The organism is uncultured Oceanisphaera sp. (assembly GCF_947495715.1).
Lineage (GTDB): Bacteria > Pseudomonadota > Gammaproteobacteria > Enterobacterales > Aeromonadaceae > Oceanimonas > Oceanimonas sediminis.
This window is the reverse complement of the sequence record NZ_CANLZU010000008.1, coordinates 46,056-70,146: the sequence shown is the minus strand read 5'-3', so window position 1 is coordinate 70,146 and position 24,091 is coordinate 46,056. Positions and strand designations below refer to the sequence as shown.

Annotated in this window: 19 protein-coding genes; 4 read left to right on the top strand and 15 right to left on the bottom strand. The window is 60.6% G+C overall.

Annotated elements, in window-relative coordinates; translation table 11 throughout:
• Positions 1-11: 11 nt before the first annotated feature.
• The 8 genes from dnaX to Q0753_RS06570 all read right to left on the bottom strand — a co-directional run bounded on the left by dnaX (position 12) and on the right by Q0753_RS06570 (position 11,401).
• A complete protein-coding gene (gene dnaX, locus Q0753_RS06605) occupies positions 12-2,501 on the bottom strand; it encodes a DNA polymerase III subunit gamma/tau (protein WP_298718743.1) in 2,490 nt (829 codons plus the stop codon).
• A gap of 6 nt (positions 2,502-2,507) precedes the next feature.
• The gene (gene apt / locus Q0753_RS06600) at positions 2,508-3,053 is read right to left on the bottom strand and encodes an adenine phosphoribosyltransferase (protein ID WP_298718742.1); all 546 of its coding nucleotides are present in this window, start codon (positions 3,051-3,053) and stop codon (positions 2,508-2,510) included.
• A 70-nt stretch (positions 3,054-3,123) separates the two neighbouring features.
• Entirely contained in the window at positions 3,124-3,516 is a 393-nt protein-coding gene (locus Q0753_RS06595; RefSeq protein WP_298718741.1) for a YbaN family protein, read from the bottom strand.
• A 124-nt stretch (positions 3,517-3,640) separates the two neighbouring features.
• On the bottom strand, positions 3,641-5,047 hold the full coding sequence (locus tag Q0753_RS06590; RefSeq protein ID WP_298718740.1) for a hypothetical protein: 1,407 nt from the start codon (positions 5,045-5,047) through the stop codon (positions 3,641-3,643).
• A 66-nt stretch (positions 5,048-5,113) separates the two neighbouring features.
• Positions 5,114-5,854: a hypothetical protein gene (locus Q0753_RS06585; protein WP_298718738.1), complete on the bottom strand. Its 741-nt coding sequence runs from the start codon at positions 5,852-5,854 to the stop codon at positions 5,114-5,116.
• A gap of 8 nt (positions 5,855-5,862) precedes the next feature.
• A complete protein-coding gene (locus tag Q0753_RS06580) occupies positions 5,863-6,780 on the bottom strand; it encodes a cytochrome c peroxidase (protein WP_298718736.1) in 918 nt (305 codons plus the stop codon).
• 383 nt (positions 6,781-7,163) lie between these two features.
• A complete protein-coding gene (locus Q0753_RS06575) occupies positions 7,164-10,259 on the bottom strand; it encodes an efflux RND transporter permease subunit (RefSeq protein ID WP_298718735.1) in 3,096 nt (1,031 codons plus the stop codon).
• A 2-nt stretch (positions 10,260-10,261) separates the two neighbouring features.
• Positions 10,262-11,401, bottom strand: a complete 1,140-nt coding sequence (locus tag Q0753_RS06570) for an efflux RND transporter periplasmic adaptor subunit (RefSeq protein ID WP_298718733.1) — start codon at positions 11,399-11,401, stop codon at positions 10,262-10,264.
• A 312-nt stretch (positions 11,402-11,713) separates the two neighbouring features.
• Here Q0753_RS06570 and Q0753_RS06565 point away from each other — a divergent pair, with 312 nt between their 5' ends.
• Complete coding sequence (locus Q0753_RS06565; protein WP_298718731.1) at positions 11,714-13,870, top strand: FAD-dependent oxidoreductase; 2,157 nt, start codon at positions 11,714-11,716, stop codon at positions 13,868-13,870.
• Positions 13,871-14,430: 560 nt separating this feature from the next.
• On the opposite strand, the gene Q0753_RS06560 is transcribed toward Q0753_RS06565, so the two are convergent.
• Positions 14,431-14,622 (bottom strand): hypothetical protein, encoded by a 192-nt coding sequence (locus Q0753_RS06560; protein WP_298718729.1) that lies wholly within the window; start codon positions 14,620-14,622, stop codon positions 14,431-14,433.
• A gap of 195 nt (positions 14,623-14,817) precedes the next feature.
• Positions 14,818-15,687 carry a LysR substrate-binding domain-containing protein gene (locus Q0753_RS06555; RefSeq protein WP_298718728.1) on the bottom strand — a complete coding sequence of 290 codons (870 nt, stop codon included), beginning with the start codon at positions 15,685-15,687 and terminating at the stop codon, positions 14,818-14,820.
• Between the two features lie 254 nt (positions 15,688-15,941).
• Between Q0753_RS06555 and Q0753_RS06550 the strand changes: the two genes are divergently transcribed.
• The 3 genes from Q0753_RS06550 (at position 15,942) to Q0753_RS06540 (ending at position 18,872) form a co-directional block, all read left to right on the top strand.
• Positions 15,942-17,027, top strand: coding sequence for an endonuclease/exonuclease/phosphatase family protein (locus Q0753_RS06550; protein ID WP_298718726.1), 1,086 nt, complete (start codon positions 15,942-15,944; stop codon positions 17,025-17,027).
• A gap of 120 nt (positions 17,028-17,147) precedes the next feature.
• Positions 17,148-17,987 (top strand): S-formylglutathione hydrolase, encoded by an 840-nt coding sequence (gene fghA / locus Q0753_RS06545; protein WP_298718724.1) that lies wholly within the window; start codon positions 17,148-17,150, stop codon positions 17,985-17,987.
• 126 nt (positions 17,988-18,113) lie between these two features.
• Positions 18,114-18,872, top strand: coding sequence for an alpha/beta hydrolase (locus Q0753_RS06540; RefSeq protein ID WP_298718722.1), 759 nt, complete (start codon positions 18,114-18,116; stop codon positions 18,870-18,872).
• Between the two features lie 46 nt (positions 18,873-18,918).
• On the opposite strand, the gene Q0753_RS06535 is transcribed toward Q0753_RS06540, so the two are convergent.
• Genes Q0753_RS06535 through acsA form a run of 5 tightly spaced genes read right to left on the bottom strand, consistent with a single transcriptional unit; the run spans position 18,919 to position 24,070 of the window.
• Complete coding sequence (locus Q0753_RS06535) at positions 18,919-19,176, bottom strand: acyl carrier protein (RefSeq protein WP_298718720.1); 258 nt, start codon at positions 19,174-19,176, stop codon at positions 18,919-18,921.
• The gene (locus tag Q0753_RS06530; RefSeq protein WP_298718718.1) at positions 19,173-20,342 is read right to left on the bottom strand and encodes a dihydrolipoamide acetyltransferase family protein; all 1,170 of its coding nucleotides are present in this window, start codon (positions 20,340-20,342) and stop codon (positions 19,173-19,175) included. The genes Q0753_RS06535 and Q0753_RS06530 overlap by 4 nt, the downstream gene beginning before the upstream one ends.
• On the bottom strand, positions 20,339-21,322 hold the full coding sequence (locus Q0753_RS06525) for an alpha-ketoacid dehydrogenase subunit beta (protein WP_298718716.1): 984 nt from the start codon (positions 21,320-21,322) through the stop codon (positions 20,339-20,341). Before Q0753_RS06525 ends, Q0753_RS06530 begins: the two co-directional genes overlap by 4 nt.
• Entirely contained in the window at positions 21,319-22,308 is a 990-nt protein-coding gene (gene pdhA / locus Q0753_RS06520; RefSeq protein ID WP_298718715.1) for a pyruvate dehydrogenase (acetyl-transferring) E1 component subunit alpha, read from the bottom strand. The genes Q0753_RS06525 and pdhA overlap by 4 nt, the downstream gene beginning before the upstream one ends.
• Positions 22,298-24,070, bottom strand: coding sequence for an acetate--CoA ligase (gene acsA, locus Q0753_RS06515; protein ID WP_298718713.1), 1,773 nt, complete (start codon positions 24,068-24,070; stop codon positions 22,298-22,300). The genes pdhA and acsA overlap by 11 nt, the downstream gene beginning before the upstream one ends.
• Positions 24,071-24,091: the final 21 nt, after the last annotated feature.

Sequence of the window (24,091 nt, the reverse complement as noted above, 5' to 3'; positions counted from 1 at the left end):
AAAACCCGGCGCTACTGCGCCATGGGCTCGATACTGTCGGTGTCGAGCACCGCCGCGAAGCGCGATATGAAAAATTGTACCGCATCATCGGCCTCGATTTCATCTTTGGCGCGTGCCGTCGCCGCCTGAAACAGCAATTGTTCGATCTCGAACGGGGTTTCACCGCCCTGCTCGCCGATGTCTACCTGCAAACTGACCGGCGTCGGCTGCTGGCCGTTAATGGCCGCCTCCAGCTCCTGACGGGTCTTGTCGTTCAGCAGATGACGGTGTGCCGGGCGCAACCAGAGCCGCCATCGGTTTTGGTCGCGCTCCAGGGTGCTGTGCATCGCCAGCTGGCGCAGCAAACCGCCCAACGGCAGCTGTGCCATCAACCGGGTCCACTCATCCTCGGCCTCGGGCAGCAGGCTTGCCGCCTTCAGGGGCTCGGGGCCAGGCTGAGACGAGGCTGCCGTTGCCCGAATCCGGGAAGAGCCGGGCCTGGGGAGATCCGCTACCGGCTTGCCCGCTGTGCTGGCGGCCTTGGCCGGCGTGACCGCCGGCTGAGGCAATGAGCTGGCCGGCTTGCTTACCGGTGGCAACGGCTTGACGATGGGTGCCGCCGTTGACCGGGAAGCGGCCGGCTCATCCTGCCAGGGCGGCGTATCCTCGTCATCCCAGGGCATGTCGTCATAGGCATCGAGCGGCGGCAATTCGTCTGCCCCGCGCATAGCCCCAACATCAGGGCGATCACGTTCCTGCCCTGCCATAGACGGCGGCGAATCAGACCGCCGAACCTGAGTATGATCAGGCTTGGCAGCAGCCGCCGTTCTGGTCGGTGGCACCGCAGACAGGGTTCTGGCTGTCGGCTTGTCCGGCTCGGCTGCGGTTTTTTCCGGGCCCTGGGTTTTGTCCGGAGTCTGGCTGCGCAACCGGTTACGGGTTTGCAGCAAACGCCGAATACGGGCGACGTCGGCCGCCGCCTCATCAACCACTGCATCGACTGCGGGTGCCGGTGCGACAGGGGCTACGTTTTGCGTTACCGGTGACGTATCAACAGGCACTGGGGACGGCTCGGTCGAAGACACTGTCGCCGTGGTTTGTGCCTCGGTTTCAGGCGCTGCCGAGTTCGATGCCAGCGGTAATGGCCTCGGCGAAGGCAAGGCTGCTTGGTCTGCCGCCGGTGCCTGCGGAGCAGGTATCTGCTCTTGCGGCCGTGCCTGCTCCGGTAGCTGCGGTTGCTCTTGCGGCTGCGAAGCATGACCCAGACGCCCCGCTTCGTTCAGTATTTCGTCCTGCTCCTGCCGCAGTTTGGCCGCCATGGCATCATCTTCATCCACGTGGTGCAACGCGGCATCGGATGGTGGCGGCTCAGGCTTTTTTACCGGAGCGGCTCCGGCAACGGGCAACGCTTTCGGTGCAGTCGCACTAGAATGGGTGGCAACCGGCGCCTCGGGCCGAAATGCCAGGGTACGCAACAACGTCATTTCCAGCGCCGAGCGGCCATCGGGCGCAAAAGGCAAATCCTTTCGGCCCTGCAGACAAATCTGGTAATAGAGCTGAATTTGCTCGGCAGACACCAACGGGGCCAGCCGATTGAGCTCGGCGGCATACGGCGACGGCGGCGCCGGTACCACCTGGGCCAGCGCCAGTTGATGCCAGAAACCTATCAGCTCTTTATGAATTTGATCGTAATCCGGGCCCATGCTCGCCAGTTGGGCCACCCGCGCCAGCAGAGCCTCTCCATCCCCGGCCAGCACCGCCTCAACCAGCGCCAACAGCTGACTGCGGTTAAGGTTGCCCAGCATGGACTCGACCAGCGCCAGCTTGATCTCACCATTGCCGAAGGCCAGTGCCTGATCGGTCAGGCTCAGGGCATCACGCAGGCTGCCATCGGCGGCGCGCGCCAGGGCGGCGGTTGCTTCCGGTTCAAACGGCAGTTGCTCCTGCTGCAGAATATGATGCAGCTGGCCGTCGATCAGCCCCGGCTCCAGACTCTTGAGATGAAACTGCAGGCAGCGAGACAGAATGGTGATTGGCAGCTTCTGCGGATCCGTGGTGGCCAGCAGAAACTTGACGTGCGGCGGCGGCTCTTCCAGGGTTTTCAGCAAGGCATTGAAGCTGTGCCGCGACAGCATGTGTACTTCATCAATCAGATACACCTTGAACCGGCCCCGGGCCGGCTGATACTGCACGTTGTCGAGCAGTTCGCGAGTATCTTCCACCTTGGTGCGGCTGGCCGCATCTATCTCCAGCAGATCGACAAAACGGCCCTGCTCTATTTCCAGGCAGCTGGTGCATTCACCACAAGGATCGGGAGTGATGCCGGTGTCGCAGTTCAACGCCTTGGCCAGCAGCCGGGCGATGGAGGTCTTGCCTACCCCCCGGGTGCCGCTGAACAGATAGGCATGATGCAGCCGCCCCTGTGACAGGGCGTTGATCAGGGCGGTCAGCACATGTTGCTGGCCCACCACATCGGCAAAACGCCGGGGGCGCCATTTTCTGGCGAGAACCTGATAGCTCATGGTCGGTTAATGACCGTCAAACTGGACCAGGCTGTTCACCCGAATGCCCATCTTGTTCAGTCGCTGCAGGCCACCCAGGGCCGGCAGGGCAATCACGAAGGCCGCTTCCTGCACTTCGCCGCCACAGCGGCGTACCAGCTTGACCGCCGCTTCCACGGTGCCGCCGGTGGCCAGCAGATCGTCGATGATCAGCACCTTTTCGCCGGGTGCAATAGAGTCCACGTGTATCTGCAGCCGATCCTGACCGTATTCCAGATCATACGGCACTTCAATCACCTCACGGGGCAGCTTGGACGGTTTGCGGGCCGGAATAAACCCTACCCCCAATGCCGCCGCCACCGGGGCGCCGAAGATAAAACCGCGGGCTTCGGTGCCCAGCACCTTGTTGATGCCGGAATGGCGATACAACTCCACCAGGGCATCGATGGTCGCCTTGAATGCCTCGGCATTCTCTACCAGGCTGGTGATATCGCGAAAAACGATGCCTTCTTTGGGATAATCGGGAATAGAGGTGATGCTGTCGGCAATCAGTTTCAGGGTTTCTTGTTTCATAATAGACAGGCAGCCTTGTTAGGCCCGGACACGGCACGGGCATGGCATATAAGGTTGAATGGCGGCTAGCTTAGGGCCTAGTCTGCTTCAATGCAACCGCCGGGGAGTCCGGCACCAGAGGTAAGCGCAAAAACCATACCAGCAGCGCAATAAAGGTCAACGCCAGCCCTACTTTGACCGGCCACAAAGGCACTATGTAAATGGAAAAACCGAAGCTTAAGGCCATCATCCACAGGGCCCGGCGCCGCACATGAGCGCGCAGACCCCGATGGGCCTGCCAGTCGCGGATCATGCCGCCAAACCAGGGGTGATTCACCAGCCAGCCGTGCACCCGGGGTGATGACTTGCCGAACAGAAATGCCGACAACAACACGAAAGGAGTCGTCGGCAGCACCGGCAAAAAGGCCCCCAGCACACCCAACCCCAACGACATACTGCCAAGCAGGGCAAATAATATCCGCATAACGCCCTCCATTAATTCTTTGCCGATCATAGCAGCAAGCGGCCCCCACAGGGAGCCGAAGCGCAAGGAGCGCCACCAAAGAATCGACCAACGTCACACTATTCCCCATCACTCCGGGTCAGGGTCAATCCGGGTTGTGTACCCGGTTTTGCTCAACCATCTTCGGTTTGAGTCCCAGGGCAAACAGCACCATGCCAGAGAGCAGTATGCCCACCGTGATCACCAGCAGCTTGCTGTAGCTGTGCTCCACGCCGAACAGCGGGCCTATCAGGTCGAGCCGGCCGCCTTTTTCGAGGAAATACAGCCCGGCACCGGCCAGGGCAACGGCAAAGTTGGTCACGAAGCTCCAGCGCGCTACCTGGCGATTGGCGAAAATGCTGAACAATATCACCGGCGTCAGCGCCAGCGAGGCGGTGCCGCTGACCGCGACCGCATCAAACAAGTCTTTGCTGCCGACAAACACCAGTATCAGGCCACCCAGGGCAAACAGCGCCATGGCCAGCCGACCGCTGCTGGCAGAGGGCCGTCCCAAACCCATGTCCACCACCAGCAGCTTGGACGCGCTGGACAGGGTCGAGTCCAGGGTGGAGGCAGCAGAAATCACCAACGCCAGCCCCAACACCAGCATGGCCGGGGTGCCGAGCAGCCGTTGCAGGGTAAGCAACACCTCTTTGTCTTCCCCGCCCTGCAGGCCGGCAAACACCCCGAGCAGGCCGAAGGCCAGGATCAGCAGCGCCGACAGCCAAAAGGCATGCAAAAAGCTGCGTTTGGTGGTGCCCCGATCGGCGATAAAGCCCCTGTCCATCATCACGGGGTCGTGCAGCGGGTAACTCAGCACCTGCAGCAGCGCCACCCCCAATAATATCCAGCCCGGGCTATTCCATTCGGGGCTGCTGGCCAGCACGCTTGGCCAGTCGAACAGCGGGTGCAGCAGTGCCATGGTGAACAGCAGCACGATGAGCACGATCAGCAGCCCCATTTGCAGCACATCGGTGCGCAGCGAGGCCCGCAGGCCGCCGGTCATGGAATAGACCAACGTCAGCGCCGACACCGCCAGAATAGCCCCGGTGTAGGCGCCGGAGCCCGCCACCCCGAACACCATGCCCACCACCAGCAGATTGGCAAACACCTCGGTCAACAGCCGCAATGAAATCAGCAGATTGAAACAACTGCTGCCCACCCGGCCGAAACGGGCCACCAGAAACGTCTGAATATTATGCACGCCATATCGATAACGCAGCCGGTCGACGATCAGCCAGCCGGTGAGAAAAGAGCCATAATAGGCCGTATAAGCCAGCGCCCCGGCGATACCATAGAAGTAGCCAAGAATGGCGGCATTGAGCAACGAGCGGGCAAAAATCCAGGTGGTGACCTGGGAAAAGATCAGGGTCAGCAGCCCGGGTTGTGCGCCCTGCTCGTCTCGCCCGGAGAAAAATCCTTCTGCGGTACGTACCCGCGGCGCCAGCAACAGGCTCAGCAGGCCCACGCCCGCAAGCATCACGATGAGTATGGACACGGGAAAGTCGGCCATGCAGATCTCCTTATCATCTGGTCAGTCGTCTGAACGGTGTTGATGGATAAAGCCTTTCACGTCTCTTTAGCCCGGCAACGCCTCGAGCTCGGCCAGCCAGTCATCCACCGAAATCGCCAGCTGGCCGGTGATTTCCAACTGCCGATTCTCGAATATGTCCTGATCGGGATTCAGCGCCTGCCAATGTTCGATCACCCTATCCCTGTGTATCAGCAGCGCCTCTATATGAGGTCGGAACAGCACCAGCATGTTGCTCAGCCAGATATTCACCGGCCAGGACGGACTGGCATGATCGATAACGAACTTATCCAGCATCGACATCACCGCCTCGGCCGGGTACCAGCTTTCATCGGTCACCCAGCGATTGCAGGCAAACAGGCCGGTGGGATACCCCCAGGCATCCATGGAAATGGCGACGAGATGAGCAATGGCCTTGTCGCCCTGCGGCCAGGGCGCACTGGCCTGGGGATACTCCAGCATGCTCAGCTCAGCAGGTATGCCTGCCCCGCGCAAAAAGGTATGAAAGTGACCATGCTCCAGCTCGCCGCCGCGATGGGCATGATAGTAATACTGGCTGTGGCTGTCGTTATCGATGACATCGTCGAGCGGATAATGCGTCATTTCATAGAAGGTACCCTGCCCCTTGAGTACTTCCCCGACGATATTGATCCCGCCCCGGGTCATTACCCGATAGCACTCCCGAATGCGGGCACCGGCCTCGCGCATCCGGCTTATGTCTTCAGGCCTGAGCCGGGCCGCCACCGGCGGCACCAGTTCATGCAAAGGTTGGAGTGTGAGTGCAGTCATAATCGCCCTTACTGTGACTTGACGGCGCAGGGATTCTTCGCCGCACAAGGGTTGGCCGCACACGGGCTTTTCACCGCGCAGGGATTAGCCGCACGAGGACTCTTCACCGCACAAGGATTCTTGGCGGCACACGGGTTGGCCGCACACGGACTCTTCACCGCACAAGGGTTCTTGGCGGCACAGGGATTAAAACCGGTCTGCTCCGTTTGTACGTAAGCCACCAGAGCCGCCAGCTCTTTCGAATCCCAGGCCAGAGGCTGAGACGCCATGGGAGCCACCATGCAAATCTGGATCATCTCATCCAGATGCACCTGGCTCAGGCCAAACTGGTTCTTCGCCATCGCCACCGGATGCGGATAGGCCATGGCAAAACTGCCCTGATACATCTGCTGACCCTGATGGCAACTGCCGCAAGAAAGACCGTTGCTGCTCAGGCTGGTGTCGTTGAACAGCGCCTGGCCCAGAGTCACCAGCTCGGCCTGGTCGCCCTGATAGGGCTGATAGCCGTCCGGGCGCTGCACGGCCTTGGCAGCACAGGGATTGACCGCCGCCGGTTTGGCAGCGCACGGGTTCTTGCTCGCGCAAGGGTTGGCCGAGCACGGATTAGCCGCACAAGGACTCTTTACTGCGCAGGGATTCTTGGCGGCGCAGGGGTTGGCGGCACAGGGGCTCTTCACCGCACAGGGATTCTTGGCGGCGCAGGGGTTGGCTGCGCAGGGGCTCTTCACCGCACAGGGATTCTTGGCGGCGCAGGGATTGGCCGCACAGGGTTTCTTGCTGAAGGCAATCAGCTGGCTGCCACTGGCTCCCGTCTCAATGGCCTGCACCGGGCCCGACAACGCCAGAGCCAGCAAAGAGGCCGACACCAGGGCGGCCACGGGGGTAATACGAAAGTGAGTCTCGGACTGAATATGACATAGACGCATGATCATGCTCCTCAAGATAAAATCATCCATGAAAGGCTCGGGATAAATCAGCCTTACCGGTAAATACTGTCGTAACAGGCTCACCGGTTATTACATATCGATAACATTATTTTCATATCATCACCCCGGAATAGACTCCTTCATCCGTCCCTAGGCTGCGGAGTCGCCTGTGGTGGGGTCTGCAGGCAACGCGGTGCTTAAGAGGAGGCAACAGAGAACGGCTCCCACGACCGTGAAATGCCATGGACGGCATTTCCGAGCCCCCACGGATGGGTTCATGGCGTGTCGAGGGAGGCGGCTGTGTTGCCTCTGATTTCCGATTGAAAAATATGATCACAAATTTACCAAGATTGGTACAACGCAGAGCAGAGGCTTGGCTCCACTCATGACTTATCGTGCTGCCGGGCGATCAGCATATAGAGCGAAGGCACCACGAACAGGGTGAACAGGGTGCCGATGGCCATGCCGCCCACCAGCACCAGGCCGATGGAGTTACGCGCCGCCGCCCCCGGCCCCTCCACCAGAGTCAGCGGAAAGTGCCCCGCCACGGTAGCGACCGAGGTCATCAACACCGGGCGAAAGCGGGTCATGGCCGCCTCTTCAATCGCCGCCAGCTTGTCTTTACCCTGCTGCTGCAGCTTGTTGGCAAACTCGACGATCAGGATGCCGTTCTTGGCGATCAGCCCCACCAGGGTCACCAGCCCGACCTGGGCGTAAATATTCAGGGTGGTGGTCCAGCCGTCGGTCCAGTAAGGCAAGTCAGGATTGGGCATCTTCAGCACGGTGAAGATCAGCGCACCGAACATGGCCAGCGGCACCGAGCCCAGCAAAATCACCAGCGGGTCGCGAAAGGAATTGAACTGCACCGCCAGCACCAGAAAGATCATCAGTATCGCCAGCCCCAGCGCCGGCAGAAACTTGCCCCCTTCGGTACGCAACTGGCGCGACTCGCCGGTGTAGTTGACGGTATAGTTCGCCGGCAACAGTTCTTGCGCCGCGTCTTCCAGCACCCTCAGTCCTTCGTCCAGCCGGGGCGTGATGCCCGACAGCTTGACCGCATTGAGCTGCTGAAACCGGTTGAGGGAGCGCGGCACCGTGCTGTCGCGCAGGGTAGCGATGGCGCCGAGCGGGATCAATTGCCCACCCGGCCCGCCGATATAGATGTCGGTCAGCTGATCCGGGTTGAGCCGCTCGCCCCGCTCCAGCTGGGGGATCACCTTGTAGGCCCTACCCGCTATGTTGAAGCGATTGACATAGTTGCCCCCCAGCGCCGCCCCCAGATCCGCCCCCACCTGCCGCTGGGTCAGGCCGAGGGCGGCCAGCTTCTGGTAGTCGAGCACGATTTCCGACTGGGGCTGGTCAATCTTGAGATCGATCACCGGCGGAAAATAGAAGATTCCGCTTTCCATCGCCTTCAGCTGCAGCTGCTCGGCATACGCCAGCATCTGCTCCGGCTCGTCGGTGGAGGAAATAATGAATTCCACCGGGAAATTACTGCCCCCGGGCAGTGCCGCCGGCTGACTGGCGAACACCTGCAGGCCGGGAATGGCAGACAGGCCGGCCTGCATCTCGGGCACGATTTCCCGAATGGAGCGGCTGCGCTGCTCCCAGGGCTTGACCACCATGCCGCTGAAACCGCCGATGCCCAGGGCCGCCGAGAACGGATCCGAAGGCGACAGCAAAATCTGGAAGGTCAGCTCACGCTCGGGTGCATTCAGAAACACCTGCTCCGCCGCCCGCCCGAAATGAATTTTCTGATCTGCCGAGGCGTTGGCCGCGTTGTTGATGATGCCGAACATGAACCCCTGATCCTCGAGCGGCGCCAGCTCCTTGGGCGAAAACAGATACATGGGTCCCACCAGCAGGGTCAGCACGGCCCAGAAGACATAGACCGCCGGCCGTTTAGTGATCACTCGCGCCAGCACCCGGCCGTAGGCCAGACGAAAGCGGTCGAATCTGTGGTTGATCCAGCCGGTAAAGCCGCGCTCTTCCCGCTCGGCGCTGCGCAACAGGCTGGCACTCATCATGGGCGACAGGGTCAGCGCCACCACGCCGGAAATGGTCACGGCCCCGGCCAGGGTGAGGGCAAACTCGCGAAACAGCGAGCCGGTCAGGCCGCCCTGCAGGCCGATGGGAGTATAAACGGCGGCCAGGGTGATGGTCATGGCAATCACGGGGCCAATCAGCTCTCGGGCGCCGATCAGCGCCGCCTCCACCGGCGTGCGCCCCTCGCGCAGGTGCCGCTCGACGTTTTCCACCACCACGATGGCATCGTCCACCACCAGACCCACCGACAACACGATGGCCAGCAGGGTCAAGAGGTTGAGGGTGAAGCCGAAGGCCTGCATCAGGAAGATGGCGCCGATCAGCGACACCGGTATGGCCACCACCGGCACCAGCACGGAGCGCCAGGAGCCGAGAAACAGAAAGATCACCACGATAACGATAAGCAGGGTATCCATCAGGGTGCCGACCACCTCGTGAATGGCGTTGTCGATATATTCGGAGGCGTCATAGCCTATCTGGGCGCTCAGCCCGGCGGGCAAGTCCCGGCCCAGGGCGTCCAGGTCCACGCGCACCCCCTGAATCACCTCTATGGTATTGGTGTTGGGCAGCGGAAAAATCCCCATGAACACCGCCGTCTGGCCGTTGAAGCTGACCTCGGTATCATAGTCCTCGGCGCCCAGCTCCACCTCGGCCACGTCCTGCAGTCGCACCAGGGTATCGCCCTGTTGGCGCACCACCAGTTGCCGGAACTGCCCGGCGGTATGCAGGTCGGTATTGGCGGTCAGATACACCTGCACCTGGGCCCCCTTGGTGCTGCCCACCGCCGACAGAAAGTTGTTGGCGGCCAGGGCCGCATTCACCTGGGACGGGCTGATATCGAGCGCCGCCATGCGATCCGGCTTGAGCCAGACCCGCATGGCAAAGGTACGGGCGCCGAAAATCTCGGCCCGCTGCACTCCCGGCAGCGCCGCCAGCCGGGGCTGGACTACCCGCACCAGATAATCGGTGATCTCGCTCTGGGACAGCCGCTCGGACGAAAAGCTGAGATAGGCGGCGGCAAATTCCGAGTCCGCCGACTGCACGCTGATCGCCGGCACTTCCGCCTCCGCCGGCAGTTCGTTGCGCACCTGATTGACCTTGGCGGTAATGTCGGCCAGCGCCCGGGTCGGCTCGTAGTTGAGCTTGAGCCGGGCGGTCACCAGCGACAGGCCGAGCAGGCTCTTGGACTCCACATAATCGATGCCGTCGGCGGAGGCGATGGCGCCCTCGATGGCGGTGGTAACGAAGCCGCGCACCACCTCGGCACTGGCGCCGATATAGGGGGTGGCCACGATCACCGAGGCGTTCTCGCTTTGGGGATACTGGCGCACGCTAAGGGACCACCAGGCCTGCAGACCGGCGATCACAATCACGATGCTGACTACCAGCGCCAGCACGGGGCGACGGACGAAGATATCGGTGAAGGCGACCATGATCAGCTGTTACCCGGCCGGGGATCGAGTTTGAAGTCCGGCGCCAGGCTATTGTCGACCACCACCACCATGCCCGGGCGCAACTTGAATACGCCGGTCGACACCACCCGCTCGTCCACCGCCAGTCCTTGGGTGACCGCCACGAAGTCGCCACGCCGAACGCCGAGGCGGACCGGCCGCGACTGCACCACCAGTGACGAGGCGCCATCCGCCGCCTGCTCTCCCTCTTCCAGCACGAAAACCGCATCACCATAGGGGCCGTGCACCACCGCCGTCTGGGGGATCAGCAAGACGGTGTTCGAACGCGCCAGCTGCATGTGCACCGCCACAAACATGCCGGGCCGCAGGCGGCCGTCCGGGTTGGCCAGGGTCGCCTGGGCACGCACGCTGCGGGTGACGGTGTCTATCTCCGGGTTAAAACCGGAGACCTTGCCTGCAAACGCCTGTTCGGGGTAGCTGTCGGAGGTAATCGTGACCGCCAGCCCCTGCTGCAGATCGGCCAGCCGTTGCTGAGGCAGGGAAAAGTCCACATAGACGGGGTCGAGCGATTGCAACGACACCACGGCGCTGCCCTTGTCGAGAAACTGACCCTGACTTATCTGACGAATGCCGACTTGCCCGGCGAAGGGGGCACGCAGGGTTTTCCTGTTGATCAGGGCGCGAAAAAAGTCGACCCGGGCCTGACTCTGCTTCAGGTTGGCAGACACCTGATCCAGCTCGCTCTGGGAAATACTCTGGCTCCTGCGCAGTTGCTGCGCCCGCCGGAAGGAAAGCCGCGCCAGGGCGGCGCCAGACTCGGCCTCGCGCAACTGGGCCTGTTCCAGCTCGGCGTCGAGCCGCAACAAGACATCACCGGCCTCGACCCGGGCCCCCGCCTCGAAACCGATGCTGTTCACTATGCCTTCGGCCTCGATACGCAGCAAGGCACCCTGCACCGCCACCACGGAGCCGACCGCCGCCACCTTCGGCTGCCAGCGTGCTTCGCGCACCTTCATCACGTTCACCGGCTCCGGTGGCATCTGCATCTGCTCGCCCGCCGTGGCCATGGTATCGAACTGGCTCAGCTTGATAATCACCAGCAGGGCGACCATGGGCAGCACGACAAGCAGGCCCACACCGGCCCAAAGCAATCTTCCTGGCATCTGTCCCCCGGATCTGTGGCTTGATGGCTTGTCTCAGATTGAAGTCTAGTCGCCTCAGAAGCGGCTGCTCGGCGTAATCAGCCGGGCTACTGGTTTGCCTGGTACAAGTGAGAGGGCGCGGGAATGACGACAGCACCACACCTGTAATGTCGTACTGCTTGAAGGTCATTGATTTATTCCGGACATAGGGCCATTCGGTCCTCAGGAAGAAGTATCGCTGTAATAATGGGCCGCCCTCTTGCGACTTTGTGCAGAACCTTCATCATGATCATCGGCGCAGACCCCGCCTCCTCGCCCAAAAAGGACATTTTTATGCGCAAACCCCTGCTGCTTACCCTGCTGTTGCTGCTGGTCGCCCTGTTTTTCATCTTCGATCTGGGCGACTGGTTCACGCTTGAAAGCCTGAAACAACAACAGGCTTATATTGCCGAGTTACGGGCCGCGTCCCCCTGGTTGATGGCTTCCGGCTTTTTCGTGCTCTATGTGCTGATGGCGGCGCTGTCTTTGCCCGGCGCCGCCATCATGACCCTGGCCGCCGGGGCCTTCTTCGGCATCTGGCAGGGGCTGGTGCTGGTGTCCTTTGCCTCGAGCATCGGTGCCACCCTGGCTTTTCTGGTGTCCCGTTTTCTGCTGCGGGATCAGGTACAGCAGCGCTTCGGTGACCGGCTCAAGGCGGTTAACAGGGGCATCGGCCGGGACGGCGCCTTCTATCTGTTTACCCTGCGACTGGTACCGGTATTTCCGTTCTTCGTCATCAACCTGCTGCTGGGGCTGACCACCCTGCCCGCCCGCACCTTTTACTGGGTGAGCCAGCTCGGCATGCTGCCCGGTACCCTGGTTTATGTGAACGCCGGTACCCAGCTGGCCGCCATCGACAGCCTGGGCGGCATACTGTCGCCGACGCTGCTGGCTTCCTTCGCCCTGCTCGGCATCTTTCCGCTGCTGGCCCGCGCCGTGCTGCGCCTGGTACAGCGCCGCCGGGTCTATGGCGACTTCGAAAAACCCCGCCACTTCGACCGCAACCTGGTGGTGATTGGCGCCGGGGCCGCCGGTCTGGTCAGCGCCTACATAGCGGCGGCGGTCAAGGCGAACGTCACCCTGATTGAAGCCGACAAGATGGGCGGCGATTGCCTCAACACCGGCTGCGTACCGAGCAAGGCCTTGATCCGCAGCGCCAAGCTGGCCCATCAGATGCGCCACGCCGAGCAGTACGGTCTGACCGGCACCACGCCCGAGTTCAGCTTCAAACAGGTGATGCAACGGGTGCAGGCCATTATTCAGAAGGTCGAGCCTCACGACAGTGTCGAACGCTATACCCGGCTTGGGGTAGAAGTGTTGCAGGGTTACGGCAAACTGCTCGATCCCTGGACGGTAGAAGTGACACTGACAGACGGCACCACGCAACGCTTGACCGCCCGCAGCATCATCATCGCCGCCGGTGCCCGCGCGGCCGTGCCGCCGATACCCGGGCTGGATGAGGTGGATTACCTGACCAGCGACACCCTGTGGGACACCCTGGCCGAGCGGGATACGCCGCCCAAACGGCTGCTGGTGATGGGCGCCGGCCCCATCGGTTGCGAGCTGGCACAAACCTTCGCCCGTCTGGGATCCGAGGTCACCCTGCTGCAGCGCAACCCGCGTCTGATGCCCAAAGAAGATCCGGAAGTCGGTGACTGGGTCAAAAATGCCCTCAGCAATGACGGGGTGCGGGTGCTGACCGAACATAGCCCGCTTCGGGTAGAGCGAGGCGCCGATGGCATCCGGGTCATCGCCACGCATCAAGACCGGGAAGTCATACTGGAGTGCGACGATCTGCTGCTGGCGCTCGGCCGCCGGGCGCGGCTGCAAGGTTACGGGCTGGAAGCCCTGGGCATCCCCACAAATCGCACCGTCACCACCAACGAGTATCTCGAAACCCTGTATCCCAATATTTACGCCGCCGGCGATGTGGCCGGCCCCTATCAGTTTACCCACACCGCCGCCCACATGGCCTGGTATGCCTGCGTGAATGCCCTGTTCGGCCACCTAAAACGCTTCCGGGTCGACTATTCGGTGGTGCCCTGGTGTACCTTCGTCGATCCCGAGGTGGCCCGGGTGGGCCTGAGCGAACAGGAAGCCAAAACGCAGGACATCGCCTATGAGGTGACGCGGTTCGAGTTGGACGAGCTGGACAGGGCCATTACCGATGGCTCGGATCAGGGCTTTATCAAGGTGCTGACCGAGCCCGGCAAAGACCGGATTCTGGGGGTGACCATCGTCGGCGAGCACGCCGGCGACCTGCTGGCCGAATACGTGCTGGCCATGAAGCACGGGCTTGGCCTGAACAAGATACTGGGCACCATTCATGTCTACCCGACCCTGGCGGAAGCCAACAAGTACGTGGCCGGAGAATGGAAGCGCGCCCATGCGCCCGAACGAGTACTGACCTGGCTGGGCCGCTACCACCAATGGCGGCTGGGTAAGGGGTAATACCAATTTGAATAAACATCTGATCATTTTAACCCCGGGATCAGAGGCAACACAGTCGCCTCCCACGACACGCCATAGGTAAATGACACTCACCGTTGCAGCCTACTGCGAACATTCACTGGATGTTCGGTCAGGCTGCAACCGTTCGTCACGGCGAGACAAGCTCGCCCCCTGAGGGCTCGGAAATGCTGTCTGACCGCCATGGAGGGCGGGAATGCTGGAATGGCAGGAGCATTTTCCAGCCATGGCATTTCACGGTCGTGGGAGTCGATCTCTGTTGCCTCTTCTCGAGCATCGAGTTGTCTGTAGACGACGCTAACAGGCAACTCCGGTGCATCAAGGAGAGCAAAGGGATCTGCTCAGCCGACCATCCGCGCCACGGATGGCGCGGCTGAGCCTACACGGATGTATTTACGGCGAGTCGGCGGAGCGGGCCCTTTGTTCGACTTTTATACAAAAATGAAATAGATCATTTGTTTAGTGGGATTGGTATAACCACAAAAACGGGCCGGGATGCGTTTCGCATCCCGGCCCGTGTGCTGCAGCCTGGCTGTTAGCCTTTAAGGTCTGCAATAACCGGGGGCTTTCATGCCCCGTTTTTTCATCAGCATACAATGACGACTATCTACCCCATCACCCATCGACAAGGTTTGGGTAATAATGCCCGTGTTAGCCGATACTGTCGCTGCCTGAGCAGGCACCATCGCTATGGTAAATACTGCCGTCAGCATAAGAGCAATCATGGCTTTCATAATGCTTCCCTCTCGCCTAAGTGAATGGCCTTGTGATCATCCCCGTTGCCAGCAAGACCTGAATCAATCAACAGGGCTTATGCCCTTCCGTCACGGCAACGCTGTCTAACGGTTACTCATAAAGACGCAACAAGGCCCAACTTTCTTACAAAAAAAGAACACTTTTCGTTCATTTTGCAAGCGAAAAAGTAGCGTTCAGCCCAGCGCTTCGCTCAAAAAATCCAGCAACATCCGCACCTTGGGCGATAAATGACGGTTGTGCGGATACAGCGCCCAGATGCCGTCGTCCGGCTCCTGATAATGCTCCAGCAGGGAGATCAACCGGCCCGAGTCCAGTGCCGGCTGCACATAGTAGTCCGGCAGTTGCACGATACCGATGCCTTTCTGTGCCGCATCCAGCAGCGCCCAGCCGCTGTCGCAGCGAATATTGCCCTTTACCCGCACATTGCGCGCCTTGCCCTGCTCCTGAAAGCGCCAGTAGTCCAGGTTGCCCTGCAGGCAGTTATGCAGATCCAGCTCCGAAAGCGTATGGGGCACACCATAGGTCGACAGATAGTGAGGCGAGGCGCACACATACTGGGTACGGGAAGCCAGCCGCCTGGCCATCATGCTGGAGTCTTCCAGCTTGCCCAGCCGTATTGCCAGATCGTACCCTTCGGCCACCAAATCCAGCTTCTGGTTGGTCAGTTTCATCTGCACCTCCAGTTCCGGATAGCGCAACACGAAGTCGTTCACCAAAGGCGCTATGGTCTTCTCGCCATAGGTCACCGGCGCCGTCAGCCGCAACTTGCCTTTGGGGGCCAGCTGCAGGTTGGTGATGGTGCGCTCGGCCTCTTCCAGCCCGTCCAGCACCTGTCGGCAGTGCTGATAATAAATCTGTCCGGCTTCGGTTACCGACACCTTGCGGGTAGTGCGATAAAACAGCTTGGTCGACAGCCGGGTTTCTAGGGCACTGATCTGACGGCTGACCTGAGCGGTAGAAATACCCAGCCTTTTGGCCGCGCCGGTAAAGCTTTCCATCTCGGCCACCGCCACAAACTCACTCACCCCTTCCCAGATAAACATGCCTACACCCTTACGCCTGCCGCCGAAAACATCGATAACGCCGATTATATTGTTACTTTATGGTAAAAGTAATCCTGAACTCTCGAACATTATCGATACTCATGGACAAAAAGACCAGGCAAAACCGGCACCGACAAGTATCGATCATTGGTTTCACCCGCAAAGCCCTTTATCCTGACCACAGCGCTGTCGGCGAGGGTGGTATTGCCCTGTCAGCACCCGACTCCATGAATTTACAAACGGTGACATTGTAAATGACATTTACCCTTTTTCTGCTGGCCACCATCATGAATGCGGCAATGACGCTGTTGCCGATGTCGCGTTACGAAATCTGGTGGGTTCGTGGGCTCGACTTTCCCCGCGTGCAACTGATAACCCTTATCCTCTTCACCCTGCTGCTCGCATGCTGGCTGCCGGAGTGGTCCCATTCAGGCAACCTGGCGCTCTTCGGCATCAATGTCGCCTGCCTGCTCTATCACTGCTGGTGGATAATGCCCTATACCCGATTGCACCCGGTGGAGGTAAAGTCCGTCCCTGCAGGCAAGGCCCTGCATCCCTTTACCGTCCTCACCGCCAATGTGCTGGCCAGCAATCGCCATGCCGACTGCCTGATTGATCTCGTCAGACAACACAAGCCCGATATTCTGGTGACACTGGAGTCCGACAGCTGGTGGCAACAGCAGCTGGAGGCGCTGGAAACGGACTATCCCTACACCATTAAATGCCCGCTGGATAACCTGTATGGCATGCATGTCTATTCGCGTCTGCCGCTGGAAAACAGCACCATCGAATATCTGGTCGAGCCGGATGTCCCCTCCATGCACACCCGGATCCTGCTGCCTTGCGGCGCCAGGGTGCGGGCGCATTTTGTTCACCCCGCACCACCCAGCCCGACCGAGAATGAAGAGTCCGCCGAGCGTGATGCCGAACTGCTGGCCGTGGCCCGGAGTGTGGCCGCCGCCACCTTGCCGGTGGTGGTCACCGGAGATCTGAACGATGTCGCCTGGTCCACCACCACCCGCCTGTTCAGAAAGATAAGCGGCCTGCTCGACCCCCGTATAGGACGAGGCATGTTCAATACCTTCCATGCCGAGCACTGCTTTATCCGCTGGCCGCTGGATCACCTGTTCCACAGCCATCATTTTCGGGTGATCCGGCTGCAACGTTTGAAGCTGCAAGGCTCGGATCACTTCGCCCTGCTTACCAGCCTGGACTTTCGGGCCGGTCACAATAACGGCCAGCGCATGCTGCACGCCGATGCCGAAGACAAAGAGCTGGCTGATGACAAGATGGAGCATAAAAACGTCAAGAAAAACGATGTGCCCGTACCGGTGAAATAACGGCCTTCGACTATTACTCACTGGTAAAGGTTATTTAACAGGCTCGGCCATTATCACCAGACGGAATGGGAATATAATATCGCCATTGCCATCACGGCACCCGTTTTCTGGGAGATACAGATGAGTATTGAAAACCTGAGCTGTAACAAGAGCTTCGATGGCTGGCACAAACAGTACAGCCATTATTCTGAAACACTGAATTGCACCATGCGGTTTGCTATTTATCTGCCGCCGCAGGTTTCCAGCGGTGATAAGGTACCGGCCCTGTACTGGCTGTCCGGCCTGACCTGCACCGATGAAAATTTCATGCAAAAAGCCGGTGCCCAGCGCATCGCCGCCGAACTCGGCATGGCCATTATTGCGCCGGACACCAGCCCCCGCGGCGATGACGTAGCGGATGACGACGGCTACGATCTCGGCAAGGGTGCGGGCTTCTATGTCAATGCCACCCAGGCGCCCTGGAATCGACATTACCGTATGTACGACTATGTGCTGAACGAACTGCCGACGCTTGTCGAGTCCATGTTCCCGGTCAGCGAGCAGCGTTCCATCGCCGGTCATTCCATGGGTGGCCACGGCGCCCTGGTGCTGGCCATGCGCAATCCCGAGCGTTATCGCTCTGTGTCGGCCTTCAGCCCTATCGGCAACCCGGTTAATTGCCCCTGGGGCAAGAAAGCCTTCAAGGCTTACCTGGGCAAAGATACCGCCGCCTGGGCAGATTACGACGCCAGCCTGCTGATGCGCCAGACCAGTCAATTTGTGCCGGCGCTGGTGGATCAGGGCGAGGCGGATGACTTTCTCACCGAGCAACTTAAACCCGAGACGCTGGAAGCCGCCGCCCAGCACAGCGGCTATCCGCTCGAACTGAACCGGCGGGAAGGCTATGATCACAGCTATTACTTTATTGCCAGTTTCATCGAACAGCACCTGCGCTTTCATGCCGAACACCTGACCCGCTAATATCCGGCCCCGGAGGACATCTGCCTTCGGGGCTATTAGCCCCTCCGACTACACTTGAATGATTTCCTGTAGGTATGCCACGCTGCGAACACAGCGGCGGCAAAGCCGCGCCTATCGGGAACAAGAATGAGCACAGGCTGGCTATTGCTACGGGGGCTGATGCGCGAGCAACGTCACTGGGAAGGATTTCCCGCGCGGCTGCAACACGGCTTTCCCGATGACCGGGTGATACCGGTGGACTTGCCCGGCTTTGGCCGTGAAGTTCATCAAACGAGCCCGAACCGCATTCCGGACATCACCGACTGGTTGAGGGCGCGTTGGCAGGCGGAGCGAGCAAAGGGCCCGCTGAAGCTGCTCGCCTTGTCGCTGGGCGGTATGGTGGCGCTAGACTGGGCCAGCCGTTACCCGACCGAGCTGAGCGCCGTGGTGCTGATCAACAGCAGCCTGGCGGGCGTCAGCCCCTTTTATCACCGGTTGAGACCAAGGGTATACTGGCCACTGTTGAAATGGTGTCTGTGGCAGCGGGATCCCCTGCTGCAGGAAGCGGCCATACTGCAGCTGACCAGCCGTTTTTTTGACCATGACGCTGATATTCTGACCCGATGGGCTGCCTATGCCCGGCAATATCCGCCATCACGCCGCAATACCTTGCGCCAGTTGCTGGCCGCCCTTCGCTATCGAGCACCATCCACCCGCCCTCAAGTGCCCATACTGGTGCTGAACAGTCTGGGTGACGATCTGGTCAGCCCCCGCTGCAGCCAGGCCATTGCCGAGCACTGGCAACTCCCCCTGCGCCGCCATCCCGATGCCGGCCACGACCTGCCCCTGGATGCGCCGGACTGGGTCTGTGAGCAGATACGGGCGTGGCTGCCAGAACTAACCTGATGACCAGCATCACGCGTTCTAAGCCGATAGTGACCCGATCATTCACTCATGCGTCTGCCGACAGCCGAGCGCTCAGGTAGTCCACCATTTTTGATAGCTGAGTAATGTGGGAAAAATCAACTTCGGGAATGGTCACTTCCAACTTCCGGCTCAGTGCCTCAATCAGCCGCAAAAAATCCATCGAGTCCAGATCCAGCGCCTCGCGCATATCTTCATTCGGATCTAACTGTTCGGTGTCGGCATCCGGGGCGATATCCCGAATCTGGCGACAGACCAATTCGGCCAATGCCTTCTTGTCTTTCATGCCAGTTGCTCCGGTTGTTGTAACAGCGCCGCTATCCGGTTAAGCAGGCGCGCACCGTCATGGCCGTCGCTTACCCGGTGATCGGCGGCCAGACTGAAACTGGCCAGAGTCATCGGCACTATTTTCTGTTCCTGCACCCAGGGTGCTGTGCGCACCCGTCCTATGCCCAGCAAGGCAACCTGAGGCGGAAAGATCACGCCCTGAATACGATCCACTCCCCGCTCCCCCAGATTGGATACCGTTACGGTGGCATCCTGAACTTCCGACCCGCGCAAGCCCCCACCCCGGGCCCGAATCACCTGATCCTTGAGCCGGGCCATCATTCCCACGGCCCCCAATAACTGGGCGTCATGAAGGGCCGCCACGACCATCCCCCCCGAGCGCAGCTTGATAATATTGCCCAGATGCACACCAGATTGTGCCTGATAGCCACCCTCCCGATAAAAGCCGTTAAACTGGGGGAATTCGGCCAGGGCCCTGGCCAGAGCGCAGTAAATCAGCGCATTGATCAACACCAGTTCCGCTGCCGGTTTTCCCTTATTGTATTCCGAGCACCAGGTATGAGCGGCCGCCAGGGGAATATCCAGCTCCAGATAATAATGAGGAATATCGCGCTTGGAGCGACTCACCACGGCGGCAATGGCCTGACGCATTTGTTGCCCGGAATCTGCCGACGGCGTGACTCCCCGGGATTCGATATCCGCCAGCACCAGGGCGCCATTCGGTCCGCTGCCCGGCCCCAGCAGGCGCCAGTCTATCCCCAATTTTTCGGCTTGCTTGCGGGCCGCCGGCGAGATCAAGGGCCGCTGGTCGACGATATTCGATGGTGACACGGCCGCCTCTGTCTTTGGCTCAATCGGTGCGGGCTGGGGCTCGGCAGCCACCGCATGCTCTTCCGTCTCTGCCTCGACGCCCTCATCTGCCACACCGGTCAGTTGCAGACGGGCAATCGGCTCGCCCACCTGCAACTGCTGGCCGACCGGCGCCAGCAGTTGTTCGACCACGCCGTCGTCGAACACTTCCATGTCGATCAGGCCCTTCATGGTTTCAATGGTGGCGATGACCTCACCTCTGTGCACCGTATCACCCGGTTGTATCTTCCACTCGGCCACCATGCCCTTGGCCATGTCGGAACCGAAAGACGGCATCTTGATGGTTTTTATCATTTGCCCACCACCCTGGCCGCCAGCGCGACAATCTGTTCAACCTGAGGCGTCGCCGCCCGCTCCAGATGGCTGGGATAGGGAATGGGGACTTCGGCACTGCACAGCCGTTGCGGCGGCGCATCCAGTGACCAGAAGCAGTGCTCTGCCACCTGAGCGCAGATTTCACCGGCCAGACTGCCGGTGCGCCAGCCCTCGTCCACCACCAGCAGCCGTCGGGTCTTGTTAATCGAGGCAAAGAGGGTCTCGGTATCCAGCGGCCGCAGGCAACGCAGATCCACCACCTCGGCGCTAATGCCCTGTTGCTGCAACAGCTCGGCCGCCTCAAGTGCCTTGGACAGAGAACCGCCGTAGCTGACCAGGCTGAGATCGACCCCTTCACTGCGCACCAGCGCTTTATGCATGTCCGGGCATTGCTCCGGCGTCGGCACCGGCCCCGACTGGTTGTACAGCAGCACATGCTCGAACAGCAGCACCGGATCCGGGTCCGCCAGCGCCATGGCCAGCATGTAGCGGGCATCGGCCAGCGTGGCCGGCGCCAGCACCTTGAGACCGGGCACATGGGCGTACCAGTTTTCCAGGCTGTGAGAATGCTGCGCCGCCAGCTGCTTGCCGGCACCGCAGGCCATGCGGATCACCAACGGTACTCCCAGCTGACCGCCGGACATATGCCGCAGCGTCGCCGCGTTATTGACGATTTGATCCAGCGCCAGCAGGCTGAAGTTGACGGTCATCACCTCCACTATCGGCCGCATGCCACCGAGGGCCGCACCGATACCTGCACCGACGAAGCCGGACTCGGACAAGGGGGTATCGCGCACCCGCTGCTCGCCAAACTCCTGCAGCAGGCCCTTGGTCACCGCATAACAGCCGCCGTAATGGCCCACGTCCTCGCCCATCACGAACACCCGCGAGTCCTGAACAATGGCTTCCCGAATGGCTTCCCGTACCGCTTCCCGATAACTGATGGTCGGCTCTTTCATACGCCCGGCTCCTGGTAAACACCCCAACACAACGCCGATTCGGGCTCGAACTCAGATTGTTCGGCAAACGCAACGGCGGCATTCACCTCCTGCCTGACGTCCTGCTCCAGCTGTTGTAAGTAGGCCTCGTCCAGGCCACCGCTCTGTTCCAGTTCATGCCTGAGCTGCACTATGGGGCCTTTATGCTGCCATTGCTCTACTTCGTCCGGCGTACGATAAAGCTGGGTATCAAACATGGAGTGGCCGCGAAAACGATAGGTCAGGCATTCCAGAAATCGCGGTCCGCCTTCCGCGCGAATGGCCGTGGAGCCGGCTCGGGCCGCCGCCTCCACGGCACTCACCTGCATTCCGTCCACCGCCTCGGCCGGCAAACCGTAGCTGGCGGCCTTTTTGAAGATATGTTGCTCCGATTCCGAAATGGTCAGTGCCGTGCCCATGGCATAACGGTTGTTTTCGCACACAAACAGCACCGGCAACTGCCAAAGTTGCGCCAGGTTAAGGCTTTCGTGAAACTCGCCTTCTGCCGCCGCTCCTTCACCGAAGAAGCAGCAGGTGACTCTTGGCCGCCCTTGCAGCTTGTCGGCCAGGGCCAGTCCGACGGCCATCGGCAGCGCACCGGCGACGATGGCATTGCCACCGTAAAAACGTTTGGTGGCATCAAAAATATGCATGGAGCCACCTCGCCCCCGGCTGCTGCCGCCGACCTTGCCGTACATTTCCGCCATCACCGCCTTCATGTCCAGCCCTCGGGCCAGGGCATGGCCGTGCTCCCGGTAGGTAGACACCACCGCATCTTCCGCCGTCAGCGCCTGCATCACGCCCACCGCCACCGCTTCTTCACCAATGTACAGATGCAGAAAACCGCGGATTTTTTCTTCCGTATAAAGTTCGGCACAGCGTTCCTCGAAACGCCGAATGCGCAGCATTTCTTTCAGCAACATCTGCAGATGGCTGTCGTCCTGTTTGGCGTCGGATTTATTTTTCATGGCGGCTGCCCTCATCGCTTTCCAGGGTGGAAATATCGCCCGGCGGCAGCCCCAGCTCGCGCGCCCTGAGCAGACGGCGCATGATTTTGCCGCTGCGGGTCTTGGGCAGGTTGTCTTTGATGACAATCTCCCGGGGAGCGACTGCCGGACCCAGTGTTTTTCGAGCGTGGGCCATCAGGCTTTTAAGCAGCACGTCACCGGGTTCATAGCCGGGTTTGAGCGCCACAAAGGCCTTGACCACTTCACCCGCCATCTCATCCGGAATGCCGATGACCCCGGCTTCGGCCACCGCCGGGTGTTCGAGCAGGGCGCTTTCTACCTCGAAGGGGCCGATAAGATGACCGGCAGACTTGATCAATTCCTTGATGCGGCCAACAAACCAGTAGTAACCATCGTTATCCCGCCAGGCGAGGTCGCCGCTGAGATACCAGTTGTCCTTGAAGCAGTGTCGGTAACGCTCTTCTTCGTGCAGGTAGCCCCTAAACATCGAAGGCCAGCCCGGCCTCAGCGCCAGCTCGCCCACCTGGCCGGGTTCGGTCAGCTCGGTCACTTGCCCCTGCTCGTCTACCTGCACTATGCCCGCCGTAATACCGGGCAGCGGCCGGCCCATGGAGCCCGGCTTGACCGGCTCGGCGGCAAAGTTGGCGAGCATGATGCCGCCGGTCTCGGTTTGCCACCAGTTGTCATGAAACGGCATGCCGAACACGCGCTGGCCCCATACCACCGCCTCGGGATTGAGCGGTTCGCCTACGCTTGCCATAAAGCGCAGCGCGCTCAGATCCTGCTTTGCCACCAGCGCATCGCCGGCTTTCATCAGCATGCGAATGGCGGTCGGCGCCGTATACCAGACATTGACCTTTTCATCGCTCAAAATTCGATACCAGCGTTCAAGATCGAATTCCGCCTCATCCACCACCAGGGTGACCCGATTGCACAGCGGGGCGATAACCCCGTAACTGGTGCCCGTGACCCAGCCCGGATCGGCGGTACACCAGTACACATCGCCGGGGTGCAAGTCCAGGGCGCACCAGGCGGAGTAGCGGTGATGCACGACCGCCTCATGCACATGCACCACCCCCTTGGGCAGGCCGGTGGTGCCGCTGGTAAAATGCAGCAGGGCCGGGTCTTCGGCCGTGGTCGGGCACACCGTAAATGTCTCGCTGGCCTCGGCCAGGGTAGAATCCAGATCCAGGCAATCGGCGGGGCAGTCACCGTGGCAGTCATACAGCAGTACCTGCTCGAGGCCCGGCAATTCGTGGCGCCAGGGGGCCACTTTTTTCAGATAGAGCCGGGCGCTGCTGACCAATACTCGCGCATCGCCAATCCCCATTCGCGCGCGAACCGGCTCCGGGCCAAAGGCGGAAAACAGCGGGCAGAACAGGTTGCCTGCTTTCAAGCTGCCGAGCAGCGCCGCATACAGCTGCGGCGTGCGCCCGCACAGACTGAACACGGTGGCGCCATGAGCCACACCCAGTGCGGTCAGCAGGTTGGCAAAGCGATTAGTCAGCTTCTGTAACTGGCGATAGCTGAAGGTTTTTCGCTCCCCCTGCCTGCCCAGCCAGATCAGCGCCAGCTGATCGCCATTGCCTTCCTGCACATGACGATCAACCGCCTCATGGGCAATATTGATAACACCGTCATGGCCCTTGATGCCGAGTCTGGCCTGCTGCCAGTCAAAGTCGCGATAACGCTGCCAATAGTCCGTCTGGTTGGGGGGCGGCGCATGCCGGCCAACCACTTTGGTAATGATGCTAAAGCCCATGAGAGCTCCGTGATGAGGGTC

Bases quoted from the DNA above. Each gene is read 5' to 3' on its own strand.
- dnaX (WP_298718743.1), bottom strand. From the start codon at position 2,501: ATGAGCTATCAGGTTCTCGCCAGAAAATGGCGCCCCCGGCGTTTTGCC.
- apt (WP_298718742.1), bottom strand. From the start codon at position 3,053: ATGAAACAAGAAACCCTGAAACTGATTGCCGACAGCATCACCTCTATT.
- Q0753_RS06595 (WP_298718741.1), bottom strand. From the start codon at position 3,516: ATGCGGATATTATTTGCCCTGCTTGGCAGTATGTCGTTGGGGTTGGGT.
- Q0753_RS06590 (WP_298718740.1), bottom strand. From the start codon at position 5,047: ATGGCCGACTTTCCCGTGTCCATACTCATCGTGATGCTTGCGGGCGTG.
- Q0753_RS06585 (WP_298718738.1), bottom strand. From the start codon at position 5,854: ATGACTGCACTCACACTCCAACCTTTGCATGAACTGGTGCCGCCGGTG.
- Q0753_RS06580 (WP_298718736.1), bottom strand. From the start codon at position 6,780: ATGCGTCTATGTCATATTCAGTCCGAGACTCACTTTCGTATTACCCCC.
- Q0753_RS06575 (WP_298718735.1), bottom strand. From the start codon at position 10,259: ATGGTCGCCTTCACCGATATCTTCGTCCGTCGCCCCGTGCTGGCGCTG.
- Q0753_RS06570 (WP_298718733.1), bottom strand. From the start codon at position 11,401: ATGCCAGGAAGATTGCTTTGGGCCGGTGTGGGCCTGCTTGTCGTGCTG.
- Q0753_RS06565 (WP_298718731.1), top strand. From the start codon at position 11,714: ATGCGCAAACCCCTGCTGCTTACCCTGCTGTTGCTGCTGGTCGCCCTG.
- Q0753_RS06560 (WP_298718729.1), bottom strand. From the start codon at position 14,622: ATGAAAGCCATGATTGCTCTTATGCTGACGGCAGTATTTACCATAGCG.
- Q0753_RS06555 (WP_298718728.1), bottom strand. From the start codon at position 15,687: ATGTTTATCTGGGAAGGGGTGAGTGAGTTTGTGGCGGTGGCCGAGATG.
- Q0753_RS06550 (WP_298718726.1), top strand. From the start codon at position 15,942: ATGACATTTACCCTTTTTCTGCTGGCCACCATCATGAATGCGGCAATG.
- fghA (WP_298718724.1), top strand. From the start codon at position 17,148: ATGAGTATTGAAAACCTGAGCTGTAACAAGAGCTTCGATGGCTGGCAC.
- Q0753_RS06540 (WP_298718722.1), top strand. From the start codon at position 18,114: ATGAGCACAGGCTGGCTATTGCTACGGGGGCTGATGCGCGAGCAACGT.
- Q0753_RS06535 (WP_298718720.1), bottom strand. From the start codon at position 19,176: ATGAAAGACAAGAAGGCATTGGCCGAATTGGTCTGTCGCCAGATTCGG.
- Q0753_RS06530 (WP_298718718.1), bottom strand. From the start codon at position 20,342: ATGATAAAAACCATCAAGATGCCGTCTTTCGGTTCCGACATGGCCAAG.
- Q0753_RS06525 (WP_298718716.1), bottom strand. From the start codon at position 21,322: ATGAAAGAGCCGACCATCAGTTATCGGGAAGCGGTACGGGAAGCCATT.
- pdhA (WP_298718715.1), bottom strand. From the start codon at position 22,308: ATGAAAAATAAATCCGACGCCAAACAGGACGACAGCCATCTGCAGATG.
- acsA (WP_298718713.1), bottom strand. From the start codon at position 24,070: ATGGGCTTTAGCATCATTACCAAAGTGGTTGGCCGGCATGCGCCGCCC.